Below are 19,272 nucleotides of genomic sequence, written 5' to 3'. Positions count from 1 at the left end.
TTGAAATCATTTTGGCGGTCCCTATCTAAGGGTTACGCGATGCCGAATTCGGGTCGCGGAGACACAAAAACTTGCTGATTGTTTTCAGGAGATTTGAACCATGAGTACTGCATTTTCCCTGGCACCACTGTTCCGTTCTTCGGTGGGTTTCGACCGTTTCAACGACCTGTTCGAAACCGCTCTACGCAACGAGCCAGGCAGCACCTACCCACCCTACAACGTGGAAAAACACGGTGACGATCAATACCGCATCGTCGTGGCGGCCGCCGGTTTCCAGGAAGAAGACCTGGAACTGCAAGTCGAGAAGGGTGTGCTGACCATCAGTGGCGGCAAGCGTGATGTCAACGAAGGCGTGACCTTCCTGCATCAAGGCATTGCCCAGCGGGCTTTCAAGCTGTCCTTCCGCCTGGCTGATCACATCGAGATCAAGGCCGCCGATCTGAGCAACGGTCTGCTGAGCATCGACCTGTTGCGGGTGATCCCGGAAGAAGCGAAAGCCAAGCGCATCCCGATCAACGGAGCGCAAAAGCCGGTTCTGCAATAAGACCGAGCAATAAAAAAGGGCGCCACTGGCGCCCTTTTTTTGTGCCCGTCATTCGAGCATCTTTTTCAATGCTTCCAGTGCCACCGGCCGACTGTGCAGGTAGCCCTGATACAAATGGCAGCCGAGCCCTTGCAGGAACGCCAGTTGCTCCGGCGTCTCCACGCCTTCGGCAATCACCTCCAGTTCGAGGCTGCGGGCCATGGCGACGATGGCGCGGATGATCTCGGCGTCGTTGGGGTCGGTGGTTGCGTCGCGGATGAACGACTGGTCGATTTTCAGAGTATCGACCGGCAGGCGTTTGAGGTAAGTCAGCGATGAATAGCCGGTGCCGAAATCGTCCATGGCGAAGCTCACACCGAGTTTTTTCAGGCGACGCATTTTGCTGATGGTGTCTTCCAGGTTCTGGATGACGATGCCTTCGGTGATCTCCAGTTTCAGCAGCGAGCAGGGCAGGCCATGGCTGCTCATGCTGTGTTCGATACGTTCGACGAAGTCGTTCTGGCGGAACTGCCGTGGGCTGATGTTCACGCACAGGCTGAAGTTGAGCGGGTCGACCAGTTTCAGCGCGATCAATTGTTTGAACGCCTCGCAGGCTTCATCGAGAATCCAGGTGCCGACTTCCAGAATCAGACCGCTGTCTTCCAGTACCTTGATGAATTCGGTGGGCGATTGCGCACCCAGTTCCGGGTGGTTCCAGCGCACCAGCGCTTCGGCGCCGATGATGCGGTTGTCCTGCGCGTCGACCTGCGGCTGGTAATGCACGTTGAACTCGCCGCGCGACAACGCCAGGCGCAGATCGGTCTCCATGCGCAACCGCTCGCTGGCCGCTTTCTGCATGGTGTTGTGGTACATCTGCGTGGTGTTGCGCCCGGAGTCCTTGGCCCGGTACAGGGCAATGTCGGCGCGCTTGAGCAGGTCGGTCGGGGTCGAGCCGTGGTCGGGAATCAGCGCCACGCCGATACTCGGTGTCACTTGCAGGCGCTGGCCGTCGAGGAACATCGGCTCCGACAGCAGCTCGCGAATGGTGTCGGCCAGCTCGCGCACTTGCGCGCTGACCTCGTTGCGCGTGCCTTCGAGACCGCTGAGCAGTACCACGAACTCATCGCCGCCGAGACGCGCCACCGTGTCCTCCATGCGCACGCTGGCTTCGAGCCGTGCGGTGATGATTTTCAGCACCGTATCGCCGACCGGATGGCCCAGCGAGTCGTTGATGTGCTTGAAGTGGTCAAGGTCGAGGAACAGCAGCGCACCGCGCAGGTTGTGGCGCTTGAGCAGGGCGATCTGCTGGCTCAGGCGATCCATCAGCAAGGCGCGGTTGGGCAGGTTAGTCAGCGGGTCGTGATAGGCCAGGTGGCGGATCTGCGCCTCGGCATTTTTCAGCAGGCTGACGTCGCGCGCGGTCAGCAGCAGACACGCGGTTTCGTTGAGGGTGATCGGTTCGATCGACACCTCCACCGTCAGCAACTCACCGCGCTTGTTGCGTCCGAGCATTTCCTGATGATGCACGCGGCCCTTGATCTGCAGTTCGGCGAGCAGCGCCGAGCGTTGTTTCTCTTCGGCCCAGATGCCGATCTGATACACGGTCTTGCCCACCACCTCGTCGGCGCGATAGCCGGTCAGGCGGCAGAAGCCGTCGTTGACCTCCAGATAGCGCCCGGTGTCGCGCTCGGTGATGGTGATCGCGTCGGGGCTGGAGTGGAACGCCTTGGCGAATTTCTCTTCGCTGGCCTTGAGTGCGGCCTCGGAGCGTTGCTGTTGAGTGATGTCGCGCAGGGTGGTGACGATGCACGGCTGATTGCCAACGCTGATCTGCCGACTGGAAATCACACACGTCAGCGACTGGCCGTCCTTGTGCTGGACGATGATCGCGACATTGCTCAGGCCCTGTTCGCGGATGACGCGTTCGATGCGTTGCAGGCTCTTTGCCGAGGCGTCCCACAGGCCGATGTCTTCGGCGGTGCGTCCGATGACGTCGGCGGCGCTCCAGCCGAAAGTCTGGGTGAAGCTGTTGTTGATTTCGATGAACTCGCCGCTGTCCTGACGGGTGACGCAGATCGGGTCCGGACTGACCTGAAACAATGTCGCGAATTTTTCTTCCGAGGCCACCAGACGTTGCTCGCGCTCGACCTGATCGGTGATGTCCAGCAAGGTTCCGGCCATGCGCAGCGGCGCGCCGTTTTCGTCGCGATAGAGGCGGGCGCGGCTTTCCAGATAACGTGAGCTGCCGTCGGGCAGTTGCACGCGATAAGTCAGCTGATAGTTGCCGGCCGGGCCCTCGCGCAGGCTGCGGTAGGCGTCGCGCATGCTGTCGCGCTCTTCGCCGGGCACGCCTTCGAAAAACTCTTCGAATGACTCGTGAAACGGGATCGGTTCCAGCCCGTGCAATTGCGCGGCCCGCGCCGAGCCGTAGAGCATGCCGCTGGGGATGTGCCAGTCCCAGGTGCCGAGCTGCGCCGAGTCCAGCGCCAGATCGAGACGTTCCTGGCTGTCTTTCAAGGCGTGTTCGGCGGCTTTGCGCTCGGTGGTATCGAGGAATGTGCTGAGCAGATATGGCTGGCCTTCGAGTTCGACCTTTTGCGCGCTGAGAATGCCGTCATGGATCTGCCCGTTGCTGGCGCGAAACTGCACTTCCATGCTGACCAGTTCGCCTTTGGCCTTGGTCTTTTTCACCAGTTCGGCACGTTGTTCGGGGTGTACCCACAGGCCCAGCTCCAGGGTGGTGCGGCCAATGGCGCTCTGCACCGGCCAACCGAACAGGCTTTCGAAATACTGGTTGGCCTCGCTGATCAGGCCGTCTTCCTGGCGCGTCAGCAACACCATGTTCGGGCACAGATGAAAGAGTGTGGCGAAACGTTTCTCCGAGCTGCTGAGGGCCTGTTCGCGTTGACGCTGGTGGGTGATTTCGCGAATCACCCCGATCATTCGGGGACGGCCGTTTTTGTCCGGCAGCAGGCTGCCGCTGATTTCCAGCCAGTGCAGGCTGCCGTCGGGCCAGCGGATGCGGTGGTGCATCGCCTGTTCCAGCGGCGCGCCGGCAATCACCGCGTGGAAGGCGCGCACGGTTTTCGCCCGGTCTTCGGGTGGCAGCAGGTCGAGGTATTCGAGGTCTTGGGGCAGCGGTTGCCGTGGATCGAAACCGAACAGCGCCTGAGTGCCCCGTGACCAACTGATCTGACCACGCTCGATGTCCCAATACCAGGCGCCGAGCCGGGCGCCGTTGAGTGCGGCGAGCAGTTGCGGCGCACTCTCCCAGCTCTGCTCGGAACGTCGCGGATCAATGGCCTGAATACGCGGCATCGGCGGAATTCGGTCAACAGATTTCGGCATTGTTAACGGGCCTTGAGCTGATGGTGGCGTTAGGCACAGGGACAGCGGCTCTATAGGAGTAGCACAAGTTAGCCTGGAGTCCCTGGCAGATCGATTTGCGCATCCAGCAAGGCCATGAAAGCCCTTGCCGCATTCGACAGCGTCCGTTCGGTGTGCACGATATAGCCTAGCTGGCGACTGAGCTGTATGCCCGGCAAAGGTATGCGCGCCACCTGTTCGTCAAGCATGGTACGGGGCAGAACACTCCAGGCCAGACCAATGGACACCATCATCTTGATGGTTTCCAGGTAGTTGGTGCTCATGGCGATGTTCGGCGTCAGCCCTTGGGCTTCGAACAAGCGTTGGACAATGTGATGAGTAAAGGTGTTGCCGCCGGGAAAAACCGCCGGATGACCGGCAACGTCCGCCAGGCTCACGGCGCCATTGCTGATCAGCGAATGCTCCGGCGCTACCACGAAATCCAGCGGGTCGTCCCACACAGGCGTGGCTTTGACCAGTGTGTGCGGCTCCGGGGCCAGAGTGATCACCGCCAGCTCGGCGCGGCCGTGGAGAATTTCTTCGTAGGCCACTTCCGAATCGAGGAACTGAATATCCAGCGCCACTTGTGGGTAGCGGCGGGTGAATTCCCTCAAGAGTGGCGGCAAACGGTGCAGGCCGATGTGGTGACTGGTGGCCAGGGTCAGGCGACCGCTGACTTCACCGGTCAGGTTGGTCAGGGCGCGACGCGTGTCGTCCAGCACGTTGAGAATCTGGTAGGCCCGGGGCAGCAGAGCGCGGCCGGCTTCGGTCAGGCCGACTTCACGACCCAGGCGGTCGAACAGGCGCACGTTCAATTGTTGCTCCAGCCCGGCGATGCGTTTGCTGATCGCCGGTTGGGTCAGATGCAGGCGTTCCCCGGCGCCGGAGAAGCTGCCAGTCTCGGCGATGGCGATAAACGCATTGAGGTTGGCCAGATCCATGGTTTGTATTCCAGTTGGTTATCCAAAGCATAAAAAATATGAATTTGAGTTATTTAATGTAACCCCATAGGATCGGCCTCACAAGCCAAAGGGTTATTGATAAGCCCAGGGCATAGAAACAAGCTGATGAGGAACCGTCTGATGGCCGGCAAAACGCTCTACGACAAGCTCTGGGATTCGCATTTGGTCAAGCAGCGCGACGATGGCTCGGCGCTGATCTATATCGATCGTCACATCATCCACGAAGTGACCTCGCCGCAAGCCTTCGAAGGCCTGCGTCTGGCCGGGCGCAAGCCGTGGCGCATCGATGCCAACATCGCGACCCCGGACCACAACGTACCGACCACGCCAGAACGCAAGGGCGGCATCACGGCCATTGCCGACCAGGTCTCGCGTTTGCAGGTTCAGACCCTCGATGACAACTGTGATGAGTACGGCATCGTCGAGTTCAAGATGAACGACATCCGTCAGGGCATCGTCCACGTGATCAGCCCGGAGCAGGGCGCAACCTTGCCGGGCATGACCGTGGTCTGCGGCGACTCGCACACCTCGACCCACGGAGCCTTCGGTGCCTTGGCGCACGGGATCGGCACTTCCGAGGTCGAGCACGTGCTCGCCACCCAGTGCCTGGTCGCGAAGAAAATGAAGAACATGCTGGTACGCGTCGAAGGCCAGTTGCCGTTCGGCGTGACCGCCAAGGACATCGTCCTCGCGGTGATCGGCAAGATCGGCACCGCCGGCGGTAACGGCCATGCCATCGAATTCGCCGGCAGCGCGATTCGTGATCTGTCCGTCGAAGGCCGCATGACCATCTGCAACATGTCCATCGAAGCCGGCGCCCGCGTGGGGCTGGTGGCAGCGGATGAAAAGACCGTCGAGTACGTCAAGGGCCGTCCGTTTGCGCCGAAAGGCGCGCAGTGGGATCAGGCGGTTGAAGCCTGGAAAGACCTGGTCTCCGACGCCGATGCCAAGTTCGATACCGTAGTCGAACTGGACGCTGCGCAGATCAAGCCGCAAGTCAGCTGGGGCACTTCCCCGGAAATGGTGCTGGCCGTTGATCAGAACGTGCCGGATCCAGCCAAAGAGATGGATCTGGTCAAGCGTGACTCGATCGTCCGCGCCCTGAAATACATGGGTTTGAGCGCCAATCAGGCGATCACCGACATTCAGCTGGATCGCGTGTTCATTGGCTCCTGCACCAACTCGCGCATCGAAGACTTGCGCGCTGCAGCCGTGATTGCCAAGGGCCGCAAAGTCGCTTCGACGATCAAGCAGGCCATCGTGGTGCCGGGCTCGGGTCTGGTGAAGGCGCAGGCGGAGGCCGAAGGTCTCGACAAGATTTTCCTCGAAGCCGGTTTTGAGTGGCGTGAGCCGGGTTGCTCGATGTGCCTGGCGATGAACCCGGACCGTTTGGAGTCCGGCGAGCATTGCGCTTCGACCTCCAACCGTAACTTCGAAGGCCGTCAGGGTGCCGGTGGTCGTACCCACCTCGTGAGCCCGGCCATGGCCGCTGCGGCGGCGGTGAACGGTCGTTTTATCGACGTTCGTGAATTGATCTGAAGGAGAGCGCAGCATGAAAGCTTTTACCCAGCACACTGGTCTTGTCGCGCCTCTGGATCGTGCCAACGTCGACACCGACCAGATCATTCCCAAGCAGTTCTTGAAATCGATCAAGCGCACCGGTTTCGGCCCGAACCTGTTCGACGAGTGGCGTTACCTGGATGTCGGCCAGCCGTATCAGGACAACTCCAAGCGCCCGTTGAACAAGGACTTCGTGCTCAACGCCGAGCGCTATCAAGGCGCCAGCGTGTTGCTGGCCCGTGAGAACTTCGGTTGCGGCTCCAGCCGTGAACACGCCCCGTGGGCGCTGGAAGAATACGGTTTCCGCAGCATCATCGCGCCGAGCTACGCCGACATCTTCTTTAACAACAGCTTCAAGAACGGCTTGCTGCCGATCATTCTGAGCGACGCTGAAGTCGATGAGCTGTTCAAGCAGGTCGAGGCCGCGCCGGGCTATCAGTTGCAGATCGATCTGCACGAGCAGACCGTGACCAGCCCGAACGGCAAGGTGTACCACTTCGAGATCGACGCGTTCCGCAAGCATTGCCTGCTCAATGGTCTGGATGATATCGGCCTGACCTTGCAGGACGGCGATGCGATTGCCGCGTTCGAGGCCAAGCATCGTGTGAGCCAGCCATGGTTGTTTCGCGACGCGTGAGATTGATTTAGTCAGGGCTGGCCCCATCGCTGGCAAGCCAGCTCCCACAGGTTTTGTGAACGCTGCAAATCAATGTGGGAGCTGGCTTGCCAGCGATGAGGCCGGAACAGGCATCCCAAGATCAAAAGGAAGTCCCTATGACCAGCACTGCTCAGCACACTCAGGTCGTACAAAAGCAATTCGGTGAACAGGCCGCCGCCTACCTGAGCAGCGCCGTTCACGCTCAAGGCACCGAATTCGCGCTGCTACAGGCTGAACTGGCCGGGCAGGGCGCGGCCCGGGTGCTGGACCTGGGGTGCGGCGCCGGTCATGTGAGTTTTCATGTGGCGCCACTGGTCAAGGAAGTGGTGGCCTACGACCTGTCGCAGCAGATGCTCGATGTGGTGGCCGCTGCGGCGGTTGATCGCGGCATGAACAACATTGCCACGGTCAACGGCGCCGCCGAGCGTCTGCCGTTTGCCGATGGCGAATTCGATTTCGTGTTCAGCCGTTATTCGGCGCACCATTGGAGCGACCTCGGCGTAGCCCTGCGCGAAGTGCGTCGGGTGCTGAAACCGGGTGGTGTGGCGGCGTTCGTTGACGTGTTGTCACCGGGCAGCCCGCTGTTCGACACCTATCTGCAGAGCGTTGAAGTGCTGCGCGACACCAGCCATGTGCGCGATTATTCTGCCGGCGAGTGGTTGCGTCAGGTCAGCGAGGCCGGGCTGCATACCCGCAGCACCACGCGTCAGCGTCTGCGTCTGGAGTACAGCAGCTGGGTCGAGCGCATGCGCACGCCCGAGGTGATGCGCGCGGCGATTCGCCAGTTGCAGCAGTCGATGGGCAACGAAGTGCGCGAATATTTTGAGATTGATGCCGACGGCTCGTTCAGTACAGATGTAATCGTATTGATAGCTGAGCGATAAGAATTTTTCCGGGCGCGCCCTGAGTGGCGCACCGACTGATGACATGAGGAAAGCATGAGCAAGCAGATTCTGATTCTCCCGGGTGACGGTATTGGTCCGGAAATCATGGCCGAAGCGGTCAAGGTGCTGGAGCTGGCCAACGACAAGTACAGCCTGGGCTTCGAGCTGAGCCATGACGTGATCGGTGGTGCCGCCATCGACAAGCACGGCGTGCCGCTGGCCGACGAAACCCTTGACCGCGCCCGTGCTGCCGACGCCGTCCTGCTGGGCGCCGTGGGCGGCCCGAAATGGGACGCCATCGAGCGCGACATCCGCCCTGAGCGCGGCCTGCTGAAGATTCGTGCGCAACTGGGCCTGTTCGGCAACCTGCGTCCGGCGATCCTCTACCCGCAACTGGCCGACGCTTCGAGCCTGAAGCCGGAAATCGTTGCTGGTCTGGACATCCTGATCGTGCGTGAGCTGACCGGTGGCATCTACTTCGGCGCGCCACGCGGCACCCGCACCCTGGAAAACGGTGAGCGTCAGTCCTACGACACCCTGCCGTATAGCGAAAGCGAGATCCGCCGCATTGCCCGTGTCGGTTTCGACATGGCCATGGTGCGTGGCAAGAAGCTGTGCTCGGTGGACAAGGCCAACGTGCTGGCGTCCAGCCAACTGTGGCGTGAAGTGGTCGAGCAGGTCGCCAAGGATTACCCTGAAGTCGAACTCAGCCACATGTACGTCGACAACGCCGCCATGCAACTGGTGCGCGCACCGAAGCAGTTCGACGTGATCGTCACCGACAACATGTTCGGCGACATCCTGTCCGACGAAGCCTCGATGCTCACCGGTTCCATCGGCATGCTGCCGTCGGCTTCGCTGGATTCGAACAACAAGGGCATGTACGAGCCTTGTCACGGTTCGGCGCCGGACATCGCCGGTAAAGGCATTGCCAACCCGCTGGCGACGATTCTGTCGGTGTCGATGATGCTGCGTTACAGCTTCAATCTGCACGAGGCGGCCGATGCCATCGAGAAAGCCGTCAGCGTGGTGCTGGATCAAGGCTTGCGTACCGGTGACATCTATTCGGCCGGTTGCACTAAAGTCGGAACGCAGGAAATGGGTGACGCAGTAGTCGCCGCGCTGCGGAATCTGTAATCTCTCGGGCCCGCTGCGAAATTCAATACAAAGCAGCGGCCCACTTTTCAAGAAGGTGTAGTTGCGATGAAACGTGTAGGTCTGATCGGTTGGCGCGGCATGGTCGGTTCCGTGCTCATGCAGCGGATGCTGGAAGAGCAGGATTTCGATCTTATCGAGCCGGTGTTTTTCACCACTTCCAATGTCGGTGGCCAAGGCCCGTCCGTGGGCAAGGACATTGCTCCGCTCAAGGACGCTTACAGCATTGAAGAGCTGAAAACCCTCGACGTGATCCTCACCTGTCAGGGCGGCGACTACACCAGCGAAGTGTTCCCGAAGCTGCGCGAAGCCGGCTGGCAGGGTTACTGGATCGACGCGGCGTCCAGCCTGCGCATGAACGATGACGCGGTCATCATTCTCGATCCGGTCAACCGCAAGGTCATCGACCAGCAACTGGACGCGGGTACCAAAAACTACATCGGCGGCAACTGCACCGTCAGCCTGATGCTGATGGGCCTGGGCGGTCTGTTCGAAGCCGGTCTGGTCGAGTGGATGAGCGCCATGACCTATCAGGCGGCCTCCGGCGCCGGCGCACAGAACATGCGTGAACTGATCAAGCAGATGGGCGCGACCCACGCTGCGGTGGCCGATCAACTGGCCGATCCGGCCAGCGCGATCCTCGACATCGACCGTCGCGTGGCCGAAGCCATGCGCAGCGACGCGTACCCGACCGAGAACTTCGGCGTACCGCTGGCCGGCAGCCTGATCCCGTGGATCGACAAGGAACTGCCGAACGGCCAGAGCCGTGAAGAGTGGAAGGCCCAGGCCGAGACCAACAAGATCCTTGGTCGCTTCAAGAGCCCGATCCCGGTCGACGGTATCTGCGTGCGCATCGGCGCCATGCGTTGCCACAGCCAGGCGCTGACCATCAAGCTGAACAAAGACGTGCCGATCGCTGATATCGAAGGGCTGATCAGCCAGCACAACCCTTGGGTCAAACTGGTGCCGAACAACCGCGACATCAGCATGCAGGAGCTGAGCCCGACCAAGGTCACCGGCACCCTGAACGTCCCGGTGGGTCGTCTGCGCAAGCTGAACATGGGCTCGCAATTCGTCGGTGCTTTCACCGTCGGCGACCAACTGCTGTGGGGCGCGGCCGAACCGCTGCGTCGCATGCTGCGGATCCTGCTGGAACGTTGATCGCTTGATGCAATGAAAGAACCCGTGTCTTGTGAGAGGTGCGGGTTTTTTTATGCCTTGGATTTTCGGGTATCAGCTCTGGCCTCATCGCTGGCAAGCCAGCTCCCACAGGTTTCAGGTGTGTACAAATATCTGTGTCCCACACTGACCACTGTGGGAGCTGGCTTGCCAGCGATGAGGCCGGTCAGGCGGCACAAATCCCCGGCAGAAATTGCCTGCATGGCAGTCACCCGGTAAAGTGCCGCTCCCCCCGTTTCGCCAGAGGTAGAACCATGACCCAGACCCTAGATATTGCCGTCGTCGGCGCCACCGGTACTGTCGGCGAAACCCTCGTACAGATTCTCGAAGAACGCGACTTTCCGGTCGGTAACCTGCACCTGCTGGCCAGCAGCGAATCCGCTGGCAGCTCGGTGCTGTTTCGCAACAAAAACGTGCGCGTGCGCGAAGTCGACGAGTTCGATTTCAGCAAGGTCAAACTGGTGTTCTTCGCCGCGGGCGCTGCCGTTTCCCTGAGCTACGCGGCGCGTGCCCACGCGGCCGGTTGCTCGCTGATCGACCTGTCCGGCGCATTGCCGGCCGAGCAGGCGCCGCAAGTGGTGCCGGAAGCCAACGCCGAGGTCATCGCCGGTCTGACTGCGCCGTTCCAGGTCAGCAGCCCAAGCCCGTCGGCGACGACGCTGGCCGTGGTGCTGGCGCCGCTGCTCGACTTGCTCGACCTGCAATACGTCAACGTCACCGCCAATCTCGCCGTCTCCGCGCAAGGTCGCGAAGCCGTGACCGAGCTGGCGCGGCAGACCGCCGAGTTGCTGAACATGCGTCCGCTGGAGCCGACCTTCTTCGATCGGCAGATGGCTTTCAACCTGCTGGCCCAGGTCGGTACGCCGGACGCTCAAGGCCACACGCTGCTGGAAAAACGCCTGGTGCGCGAGCTGCGTCAGGTGTTGGCGCAGCCTTTATTAAAGATTTCCGCTACTTGCGTTCAAGCCCCGGTGTTTTTTGGCGATAGCTATAGCGTGACCTTGCAGTCAGCGAGCGCGGTCGACCTGGAAAAGGTCAACGCCGCACTTGAAGACGCACCCGGCATCGAGCTGGTTGAAGCGGGCGATTACCCGACGGCGGTGGGTGACGCGGTGGGGCAGGACGTTGTCTATGTTGGCCGTGTGCGCGCCGGTGTCGACGACCCGGCGGAACTTAATCTGTGGCTGACGTCAGATAACGTACGCAAAGGCGCGGCCCTCAACGCTGTGCAGGTTGCTGAATTGTTGATAAAAGACCTGCTGTAAAAGATACTTGGCAACAATTTGTCGACTGATTCTAGGTGAGCGCTATGCTTGCCCGGAGCACTCGATAACGTGTCACCCTCCGGGACTTTCCGGGGCATCAAAGAAATGATCGCGCGCGGCATGTGTCGTCGTCGCGCGCAATGCCTTACGGCAGCGGCAATCAACATCTTCTCGCTGGCCGAGGAACGTTCAAACAAAGGATGAGGCTATGGTTCAAGTTCGCAAACTGGTGTTAGCAATAGCGGCCGCCTCGGCGCTGTCCTCCGGTATGGCGCATGCCCTCGGGCTCGGGGAGCTGACCCTGAAGTCGACCCTGAACCAGCCGCTGGTGGCCGAGATCGAGTTACTCGACGTCAAGGATCTCACCGCTGCCGAAGTGGTGCCGAGCCTGGCTTCACCCGAAGATTTCGCCAAGGCCGGTGTTGATCGCCAGGCCTTCCTCAACGACCTGACGTTCACTCCGGTGCTCAACGCCAGCGGCAAAAGTGTGCTGCGCGTGACGTCGAGCAAGCCGCTGTCGGAGCCGATGGTGAAATTCCTCGTGCAGGTGATGTGGCCGAATGGCCGTCTGCTGCGCGATTACAGTGTGCTGCTGGATCCGTCGAAATTCTCGCCACAGACCGCTGACGCCGCCGCGCAACCGGTGCCGTCGCAGACCATCACCGCACCGACCACCGGCGCAACGCACCCGAATCAGTACACCACCACGCCGCGCGATACCCTGTGGGAGATCGCCGCGAAGGCGCGCACCGGCGGCTCCGTGCAGCAAACCATGCTGGCGATTCAGGCGCTGAATCCGGATGCGTTCATCGACGGCAACATCAACCGGCTGAAAACCGGTCAAGTGTTGCGTCTGCCGGACTCGGTGGAAAGCACCGCGCTGCCACAATCGAAAGCGATTGCCGAAGTTGCCGCGCAGAACGAAGCCTGGCGTCAGGGCCGTCGCTATGTGGCCAAGCCGGGTACCGGCCAGCAGCAGCTCGACGCAACCAAGCGTGGTCGCAGCAATGCCGGCACCGGCCAGAATGCCAAAGACAACTTGAGCCTGGTCTCCGCCGAAAGTGCCAAGGCGCGGGGCAAAGGCCCGGCCGGCGATGCCAAGGCCTTGAGCAACAAACTGGCGGTGACTCAGGAAAGCCTCGACACGACCCGTCGTGACAACGAGGAACTGAAAAGCCGCATGGCTGATCTGCAAAGTCAGCTGGACAAGCTGCAGCGCCTGATCGAGCTGAAGAATAATCAGCTGGCGAAAATGCAGGCCGACGGTACCGGTGCCGCGCCAGCTGCCAACGCTGCGGTGCCGGCGATCACTGCTGAGCTGGCCGCCACTCCGCCGGCGACCCCGGCAGAAGCTGCACCCACCCCGGAATCGGCGATTGCGCCACCGGTCGACACGCCTGCCGAGACGCCAGTGGTTGCGCCAAAACCGGTGGTCGATGAAGACAAAACCTTCAATGAACTGCTGACCAATCCGATCCTGCTGGGTCTGATCGGCGGCGGTGCGGTGGTGTTGCTGCTTCTGCTGTTGCTGCTGGCCCGTCGCCGCAAAGCCCAGCAGGAAGCCGAGAAACACCTGCGCATGGCCCGCGCTTTGGCTGAAGAGCAGGAGTTCTCTGCCGAGCAGGATCTGCCGGAAAGCAGCTTCGAAGGTCTGGAAACACCTGCCGCCAGCGTCAAGCTCAACACCCCGGCATCTGCGCCAGCGCCTGCGGCGGTAGTGGCTCCGGTGGTGATGGCCGAGCCGATTGCCGCGCCATTGGTCGCGCCGGCCGCCGAGCGTTCCGATGACGTGCTGGACAAGGCTCAGTCGCATATCAATGCCGGTCGCCTGAATCAGGCTGCCGCGTTGCTGGAAGAAGGCGTCAGCCTTGAGCCGCAGCGCAGCGACCTGCGCCTGAAACTGATGGAAGTCTATGGTCAGCAGGGTGACCGCGATGCGTTCGTCGGTCAGGAGCGCCAGCTGGTTGCCAATGGCGACAACTTCGCCAAGGTCGAAGAGCTGAAAAAGCGCTTCCCGGCCATGGCTGTAGTCGCGGTCGCTGGTCTGGCTGCAGCGGCGGCTGCCGCCGAACTCGATGCGCAATACGTCAAGGAGCTGCTGCTTGACGAGCCCGAGGCGCCTGCACCTGCGCCGGCGGCGGACGATCTGGACAGCGCGTTCGACCTGAGTCTGGACGACCTCGATAACATTACCCCGGTTGAGCCTGCGCCTGTTGTCGCACCTGAAGCACCAGTGGAGCTGGACGAGTTTCCGGCTGACGACGATCTGAGCTTTGAGTCGGTGCTGCAACAGCAGACCGAGATCAAAGAGAACCTCGACGACCTGTCGGACTTCGACCTCGATCTGGACCTCGGTGCCGAGCCTGCGCCAGCCCCGATGGCTGACCTGGCGGACGATGACTTCCTGCTGGATCTGGACGAAGGCGTGAAAGACCTGTCGCCGGCCGAGCCTGTGGTCGCCAACGAAGTGCCACAGGACGATCTGGAGCTGCCCGCCGATTTCGATCTGTCGCTGGCCGACGAGATGGACACCAACCCGGCCGAACCGGATGCCTTCGCGGCAGAGCTGGATGACGTCAACGCCGAGCTGGATCGTCTGTCGCAGAGCATCGCCGAGCCGACCTTTACCGAAGCCGACGCGGCCATGGGTGATGATCTGGGCGAAGACGACTTCGACTTCCTCGCCGGCACCGACGAAGCCGCCACCAAACTCGATCTGGCTCAGGCCTACATCGACATGGGCGACAATGACGGCGCGCGCGACATCCTCAACGAGGTGTTGACCGAGGGGGATGAGAAGCAGCGGGGCGAGGCCAAGGAAATGCTTTCGCACCTGGCTTGAGTCAGCGGTAAATCAAAAACGGCAGCCCGATCAAGGCTGCCGTTTTTGTTTGGGCAGAATTTAGTGGCGGCTGTGCAATCGCCATCGCTGGCAAGCCAGCTCCCACCGGTATTGCATGCGCTGCAGAAACTGTGGGAGCTGGCTTGCCAGCGATGGGGCCGGATCGGTCAACACAGAACTGACTGGCATCCCCGACCCACAGCCTTATAATGCCCGCCTTTGTACATCAGCAGGCTGTCCCACCTTGGCAAACATAGATAATCCGGCCGCCGAAATGGCACCCGAAGGCTTTTACCGCGTGGCACTGGGCGTCGAGTACAAAGGCTCGCGCTACAGCGGCTGGCAGCGTCAGTTGACCGGCGTGGCCACGGTGCAGGAAGAGCTTGAAAAAGCCTTGTCGAAAGTCGCCAATTCGCCGATTTCGCTGCAGTGCGCCGGTCGCACCGATGCCGGGGTGCATGCGTGCGGGCAGGTGGTGCATTTCGACACGCCGGTCGATCGTTCGCTGAAAGCCTGGGTGATGGGCGCCAATATCAATCTGCCCCACGACATCAGTGTCAGTTGGGCGCGGGTGATGCCGGCGCATTTTCATGCGCGGTTCAAAGCCATCGCCCGACGTTACCGCTATGTGATCTACAACGATCAGATTCGTCCGGCGCATCTCAATGAAGAGATCACCTGGAACCATCGCCCGCTCGACGTCGAGCGCATGGCGCAAGCTGCGCAATATCTGATCGGCACCCACGACTTCAGTGCGTTCCGTGCCGGTCAGTGCCAGGCCAAGTCGCCGATCAAGAAGATGCATCACCTGCGCGTGACCCGCCACGGCAAGATGATCGTGCTCGATATCCGTGCCAACGCCTTTTTGCACCACATGGTGCGCAACATCGCCGGTGTGCTGATGACCATTGGTGCCGGCGAGCGCCCGGTGGAGTGGATGAAGGAAGTGTTGGAGAGCCGAGAGCGGCGCTCCGGTGGCGTGACAGCGCATCCGTATGGGTTGTATCTGGTGCAGGTTGAGTATCACGACGAGTTCCCGCTGCCCGAGCGTTTCATCGGGCCACATTTCCTTACGGGTTTCTCGGACCTTGACGGCTGACGCCTCCCGACGCTTTTGTTACCATCCGGGACTTTCCCGGTTTTTACCTTGAGGTTTTTATCGACATGTCAGCCGTTCGCAGCAAGATTTGCGGGATTACCCGCATAGAGGATGCGTTGGCAGCGGTCGAGGCCGGGGCCGATGCCATCGGTTTCGTGTTTTATGCAAAAAGTCCGCGCGCAGTGAGCGTGCAGCAGGCAAGGGCGATCATTCAGGCTTTGCCACCCTTCGTGACGACGGTGGGCTTGTTCGTCAACGCCAGTCGCTGTGAATTGGGGGAAATCCTCGATGCCGTGCCGCTGGATCTGTTGCAGTTCCATGGCGACGAGACCGCTGAAGAGTGCGAAGGCTGGCATCGTCCGTACATCAAGGCATTGCGGGTCAAGGCCGGCGACGATATTGCGGCTGCCGTCGATGCTTATCCGAGTGCCAGCGGTGTGCTGCTCGACACCTACGTCGAAGGTGTGCCCGGCGGAACCGGTGAGGCGTTCGACTGGTCATTGATTCCGCAGCAATTGAGCAAGCCGCTGATCCTGGCGGGTGGCCTTACCCCGGAAAACGTCGCCGACGCCGTGGCCCGGGTCAAACCGTACGCCGTCGATGTCAGCGGCGGGGTAGAGGCGAGCAAGGGCATCAAGGATCCTGCGAAGATCCGCGCGTTCATCAATGCCGTACGCAGCAGCTCGCAGGGAGCGTCTACTTCGATGTGACGGCTGGCAGTCTGCCGCCGTCCATCAATGCACTTGCACAAAGCAGGCGAGGCTGAGGGTTTCTGGAGGTGCACGCAGGTCATGTTTCGCGCTGACCGCGGCGTTCCACGAACCATCGCCACACACATGAATTTAGCTGAAGGGCATACGCGGGGCTGCGAACCAGAGCGTTCGGGCCGCCGGTACTGGAGAAAGAAAGCATGAGCAACTGGTTGGTAGACAAACTGATCCCTTCGATCATGCGGTCGGAGGTCAAGAAGAGCTCGGTGCCTGAAGGTCTGTGGCACAAATGCCCGTCCTGCGAGGCTGTGCTGTATCGTCCTGAGCTGGAAAAGACCCTGGATGTTTGCCCCAAGTGCAACCACCACATGCGCATCGGCGCACGGGCGCGTATCGACATCTTCCTGGATGCCGAAGGTCGCAACGAGCTGGGTGCCGATCTGGAGCCGGTTGACCGTCTGAAGTTCCGTGACGGCAAGAAGTACAAGGACCGTCTGGTTGCTGCACAGAAGCAGACCGGCGAAAAGGACGCGCTGATCTCCGTCAGCGGCACCTTGCTGGGCATGCCGGTGGTGGTGTCGGCGTTCGAATTCAACTTCATGGGCGGTTCCATGGGTGCCATCGTCGGTGAGCGCTTCGTGCGCGCCGCCAACTACGCCCTGGAAAACCGTTGCCCGATGATCTGCTTCGCCGCCTCCGGTGGTGCGCGCATGCAGGAAGCGCTGATCTCGCTAATGCAAATGGCCAAGACATCGGCCGTACTGGCGCGCCTGCGTGAAGAAGGCATTCCGTTCATCTCGGTGCTGACCGATCCGGTCTACGGCGGTGTTTCTGCCAGTCTGGCGATGCTTGGCGACGTGATCGTCGGTGAGCCAAAAGCCCTGATCGGCTTCGCCGGTCCGCGCGTGATCGAGCAGACCGTGCGGGAAAAACTGCCGGAAGGCTTCCAGCGCAGCGAGTTCCTGCTGGAGCATGGCGCAATCGACCTGATCATCGATCGTCGTGAACTGCGTCCACGTCTGGGCAATCTGCTGGCGCAGCTGACCGGTCAGCCGACACCGACCTACGTCGCCGCTCCTGTCGAGCCAATCGTCGTTCCACCGGTGCCTGCCAACGTATGACCGAGCGTACCCTTGGCGAGTGGCTCGCCTACCTTGAACAGTTGCATCCATCGGCCATCGACATGGGGCTGGAGCGTTCGCAACAGGTAGCGTCCCGCATGGGACTGGGCCAGCCGGCGCCTCGGGTGATCACGGTCACCGGCACCAACGGCAAGGGTTCAACCTGCGCTTTCATGGCTTCATTGCTACGGGCGCAGGGCCTGAGCGTAGGTGTCTACAATTCTCCGCACCTGCTGCGTTACAACGAGCGGGTGCAGCTCAATGGCGTCGAGGCCACTGACGAACAGCTGTGCGAGGCCTTCGCTGCAGTCGAGGCCGGGCGAGGCGACACTTCCCTGACTTACTTCGAAATGGGCACCCTGGCGGCGTTCTGGCTGTTTCAACAGGCAAAACTTGACGCTGTGGTGCTGGAAGTCGGTCTGGGCGGGCGTCTGGATACGGTCAATGTGGTGGATGCCGATGTCGCGCTGGTCACCAGCATTGGCGTTGATCATGCCGAATACCTGGGCAATACCCGTGAATCCGTGGCATTCGAGAAGGCCGGGATTTTCCGTCAGGGCAAACCTGCCTTGTGTGGTGATCTGAATCCTCCGCAGCCGTTGCTCGACAAGGCGCGCGAATTGGCGTGTCCGTTTTTCCTGCGTGGGCGTGATTTCGACCTGGGAGTCACTGAGCAGCATTGGCAATGGCGCGGTACCGATGCGCAAGGCCTGCAGGTCGAACTGCATGATTTGCCGTTGCTGGATCTGCCGATGGAAAACGCCGCGCTGGCCTTGCAGGCGTATCTGTTGCTCGGTCTGCCGTGGGATGCCTCGCAGATCGTTGCAGCCTTGCAGGCGACTCGCGTGGTCGGGCGTCTGGATCGTCGCTCCTTTGACTTCAATGGCAAACGCTTGAACCTGCTGCTGGATGTGGGACACAACCCGCACGCGGCGGAATATCTGGCGCGGCGTCTGGCCAGTCGGCCACTGGCGGGCAAACGTCTGGCGGTGTTCGGCTTGCTGGCCGACAAGGATCTGGATGGTGTTGTCGGCGAATTGAATGCTAGTGTCCAGCATTGGGCGGTCGCGCCGCTGGATTCGCCGCGTTCGCGCCCGGTCAGCGAATTGCACGCCGGGTTACAGAACCTTGGCGCATCCGTCACGTCCTATGACAGTGTTGCGGCGGCGCTGGAAGGGCAGTGCGCAGTGGCCACCAGTGACGACGAGATTCTGTTGTTCGGATCATTTTATTGTGTCGCCGAGGCCCTTGAATGGCTGGCCCGGCGCTCCACGGAGGAAGCGGCAAATGGCTTTGCTGGATAAAGCGTACAAGCAGCGCATGGTTGGTGCCCTGGTGCTGGTGGCACTGGCGGTGATTTTCCTGCCGATGCTGTTTTCCCGTCAGGACGAGCAACGTCAAGTGACGGTCGAGGCGCCATCCGCACCGCAAGCGCCGGCTGTGCCGCAAGTGCAGCTCGAGCCGGTAGCTGTGCCTGAGCCGCAAGCACTGCCGCAGGAGCCGGTACCGAGCGACGACGAAGTGGCCGAGCAATCGGCGCCGTCGATGCCGATTGCCGCAGCACCGGCACCCGCGCCGACCCCGGCTCCGGCAGCCAAACCGGTTGCGCCTGCGCCCGTTGCCAAGCCTGCTGCGGCGCCGGCTCAGCCGATTGCTGCGGCTGCGGCCAAGCCTGATACCACGCAAAGCCGGGTCGATGCCAACGGTCTGTCGGTCAGCTGGTCGGTGCAACTGGCCAGCCTGTCGAGCCGTGAGGGCGCGGAATCGCTGCAGAAAACCCTGCGCAGCCAAGGCTACAACGCTTACATCCGCTCCGCCGATGGCAAGAATCGGGTGTTCGTCGGGCCGCTGATCGAACGTGCCGAGGCTGATCGTCTGCGGGATGTGTTGAGCCGTCAGCAGAACCTCAAGGGTTTTGTCGTGCGCTTTCAGCCCGAGCGCGGCTAGG

Annotated in this window: 15 protein-coding genes; 13 read left to right on the top strand and 2 right to left on the bottom strand. The window is 61.3% G+C overall.

The window, feature by feature from the left end:
* The first annotated feature begins 100 nt into the window (after nucleotides 1-100).
* Nucleotides 101-544: an Hsp20 family protein gene (locus AC193Q_RS10205; RefSeq protein WP_047293206.1), complete on the top strand. Its 444-nt coding sequence runs from the start codon at nucleotides 101-103 to the stop codon at nucleotides 542-544.
* Nucleotides 545-592: 48 nt separating this feature from the next.
* Here the strand turns inward: AC193Q_RS10205 and AC193Q_RS10200 are convergent, their stop codons facing one another.
* Both AC193Q_RS10200 and AC193Q_RS10195 read right to left on the bottom strand, forming a co-directional pair.
* Complete coding sequence (locus AC193Q_RS10200; protein WP_041066032.1) at nucleotides 593-3,871, bottom strand: sensor domain-containing protein; 3,279 nt, start codon at nucleotides 3,869-3,871, stop codon at nucleotides 593-595.
* A gap of 68 nt (nucleotides 3,872-3,939) precedes the next feature.
* Complete coding sequence (locus AC193Q_RS10195; protein WP_041066034.1) at nucleotides 3,940-4,830, bottom strand: LysR family transcriptional regulator; 891 nt, start codon at nucleotides 4,828-4,830, stop codon at nucleotides 3,940-3,942.
* Between the two features lie 141 nt (nucleotides 4,831-4,971).
* Here AC193Q_RS10195 and leuC point away from each other — a divergent pair, with 141 nt between their 5' ends.
* From leuC to AC193Q_RS10135, 12 genes are all read left to right on the top strand, one after another.
* Nucleotides 4,972-6,390, top strand: coding sequence for a 3-isopropylmalate dehydratase large subunit (leuC, locus tag AC193Q_RS10190; RefSeq protein ID WP_095668812.1), 1,419 nt, complete (start codon nucleotides 4,972-4,974; stop codon nucleotides 6,388-6,390).
* A 13-nt stretch (nucleotides 6,391-6,403) separates the two neighbouring features.
* A complete protein-coding gene (gene leuD, locus AC193Q_RS10185; protein ID WP_047293213.1) occupies nucleotides 6,404-7,048 on the top strand; it encodes a 3-isopropylmalate dehydratase small subunit in 645 nt (214 codons plus the stop codon).
* A 137-nt stretch (nucleotides 7,049-7,185) separates the two neighbouring features.
* Entirely contained in the window at nucleotides 7,186-7,953 is a 768-nt protein-coding gene (locus AC193Q_RS10180) for a class I SAM-dependent methyltransferase (protein ID WP_483879475.1), read from the top strand.
* 54 nt (nucleotides 7,954-8,007) lie between these two features.
* Complete coding sequence (gene leuB, locus AC193Q_RS10175; RefSeq protein ID WP_483879474.1) at nucleotides 8,008-9,090, top strand: 3-isopropylmalate dehydrogenase; 1,083 nt, start codon at nucleotides 8,008-8,010, stop codon at nucleotides 9,088-9,090.
* A 66-nt stretch (nucleotides 9,091-9,156) separates the two neighbouring features.
* Nucleotides 9,157-10,269, top strand: coding sequence for an aspartate-semialdehyde dehydrogenase (asd, locus tag AC193Q_RS10170; RefSeq protein ID WP_003226428.1), 1,113 nt, complete (start codon nucleotides 9,157-9,159; stop codon nucleotides 10,267-10,269).
* 272 nt (nucleotides 10,270-10,541) lie between these two features.
* Nucleotides 10,542-11,552 carry an aspartate-semialdehyde dehydrogenase gene (locus AC193Q_RS10165; RefSeq protein ID WP_047293220.1) on the top strand — a complete coding sequence of 337 codons (1,011 nt, stop codon included), beginning with the start codon at nucleotides 10,542-10,544 and terminating at the stop codon, nucleotides 11,550-11,552.
* Between the two features lie 208 nt (nucleotides 11,553-11,760).
* Nucleotides 11,761-14,394 (top strand): motility hub landmark protein FimV, encoded by a 2,634-nt coding sequence (locus AC193Q_RS10160; protein WP_483879473.1) that lies wholly within the window; start codon nucleotides 11,761-11,763, stop codon nucleotides 14,392-14,394.
* Between the two features lie 274 nt (nucleotides 14,395-14,668).
* Nucleotides 14,669-15,493, top strand: coding sequence for a tRNA pseudouridine(38-40) synthase TruA (gene truA, locus AC193Q_RS10155; RefSeq protein ID WP_041066053.1), 825 nt, complete (start codon nucleotides 14,669-14,671; stop codon nucleotides 15,491-15,493).
* 65 nt (nucleotides 15,494-15,558) lie between these two features.
* The gene (locus AC193Q_RS10150) at nucleotides 15,559-16,203 is read left to right on the top strand and encodes a phosphoribosylanthranilate isomerase (RefSeq protein WP_145595072.1); all 645 of its coding nucleotides are present in this window, start codon (nucleotides 15,559-15,561) and stop codon (nucleotides 16,201-16,203) included.
* A gap of 200 nt (nucleotides 16,204-16,403) precedes the next feature.
* Nucleotides 16,404-17,324 carry an acetyl-CoA carboxylase, carboxyltransferase subunit beta gene (accD, locus tag AC193Q_RS10145; RefSeq protein WP_041066058.1) on the top strand — a complete coding sequence of 307 codons (921 nt, stop codon included), beginning with the start codon at nucleotides 16,404-16,406 and terminating at the stop codon, nucleotides 17,322-17,324.
* On the top strand, nucleotides 17,321-18,628 hold the full coding sequence (gene folC / locus AC193Q_RS10140) for a bifunctional tetrahydrofolate synthase/dihydrofolate synthase (protein ID WP_483879472.1): 1,308 nt from the start codon (nucleotides 17,321-17,323) through the stop codon (nucleotides 18,626-18,628). Before accD ends, folC begins: the two co-directional genes overlap by 4 nt.
* A complete protein-coding gene (locus AC193Q_RS10135) occupies nucleotides 18,612-19,271 on the top strand; it encodes an SPOR domain-containing protein (protein WP_483879471.1) in 660 nt (219 codons plus the stop codon). The genes folC and AC193Q_RS10135 overlap by 17 nt, the downstream gene beginning before the upstream one ends.
* Nucleotide 19,272 lies beyond the last annotated feature (1 nt).

The organism is Pseudomonas sp. F2 (genome assembly GCF_057174385.1).
This window is presented reverse-complemented; position numbering and strand designations above follow the sequence as displayed.

Coding starts and splice junctions, on each gene's coding strand:
- truA (WP_041066053.1), top strand. CDS start 14,669: ATGGCACCCGAAGGCTTTTACCGCGTGGCACTGGGCGTCGAGTACAAA.
- AC193Q_RS10165 (WP_047293220.1), top strand. CDS start 10,542: ATGACCCAGACCCTAGATATTGCCGTCGTCGGCGCCACCGGTACTGTC.
- asd (WP_003226428.1), top strand. CDS start 9,157: ATGAAACGTGTAGGTCTGATCGGTTGGCGCGGCATGGTCGGTTCCGTG.
- accD (WP_041066058.1), top strand. CDS start 16,404: ATGAGCAACTGGTTGGTAGACAAACTGATCCCTTCGATCATGCGGTCG.
- AC193Q_RS10160 (WP_483879473.1), top strand. CDS start 11,761: ATGGTTCAAGTTCGCAAACTGGTGTTAGCAATAGCGGCCGCCTCGGCG.
- AC193Q_RS10205 (WP_047293206.1), top strand. CDS start 101: ATGAGTACTGCATTTTCCCTGGCACCACTGTTCCGTTCTTCGGTGGGT.
- leuB (WP_483879474.1), top strand. CDS start 8,008: ATGAGCAAGCAGATTCTGATTCTCCCGGGTGACGGTATTGGTCCGGAA.
- leuD (WP_047293213.1), top strand. CDS start 6,404: ATGAAAGCTTTTACCCAGCACACTGGTCTTGTCGCGCCTCTGGATCGT.
- leuC (WP_095668812.1), top strand. CDS start 4,972: ATGGCCGGCAAAACGCTCTACGACAAGCTCTGGGATTCGCATTTGGTC.
- AC193Q_RS10180 (WP_483879475.1), top strand. CDS start 7,186: ATGACCAGCACTGCTCAGCACACTCAGGTCGTACAAAAGCAATTCGGT.
- folC (WP_483879472.1), top strand. CDS start 17,321: ATGACCGAGCGTACCCTTGGCGAGTGGCTCGCCTACCTTGAACAGTTG.
- AC193Q_RS10135 (WP_483879471.1), top strand. CDS start 18,612: ATGGCTTTGCTGGATAAAGCGTACAAGCAGCGCATGGTTGGTGCCCTG.
- AC193Q_RS10150 (WP_145595072.1), top strand. CDS start 15,559: ATGTCAGCCGTTCGCAGCAAGATTTGCGGGATTACCCGCATAGAGGAT.
- AC193Q_RS10200 (WP_041066032.1), bottom strand. CDS start 3,871: ATGCCGAAATCTGTTGACCGAATTCCGCCGATGCCGCGTATTCAGGCC.
- AC193Q_RS10195 (WP_041066034.1), bottom strand. CDS start 4,830: ATGGATCTGGCCAACCTCAATGCGTTTATCGCCATCGCCGAGACTGGC.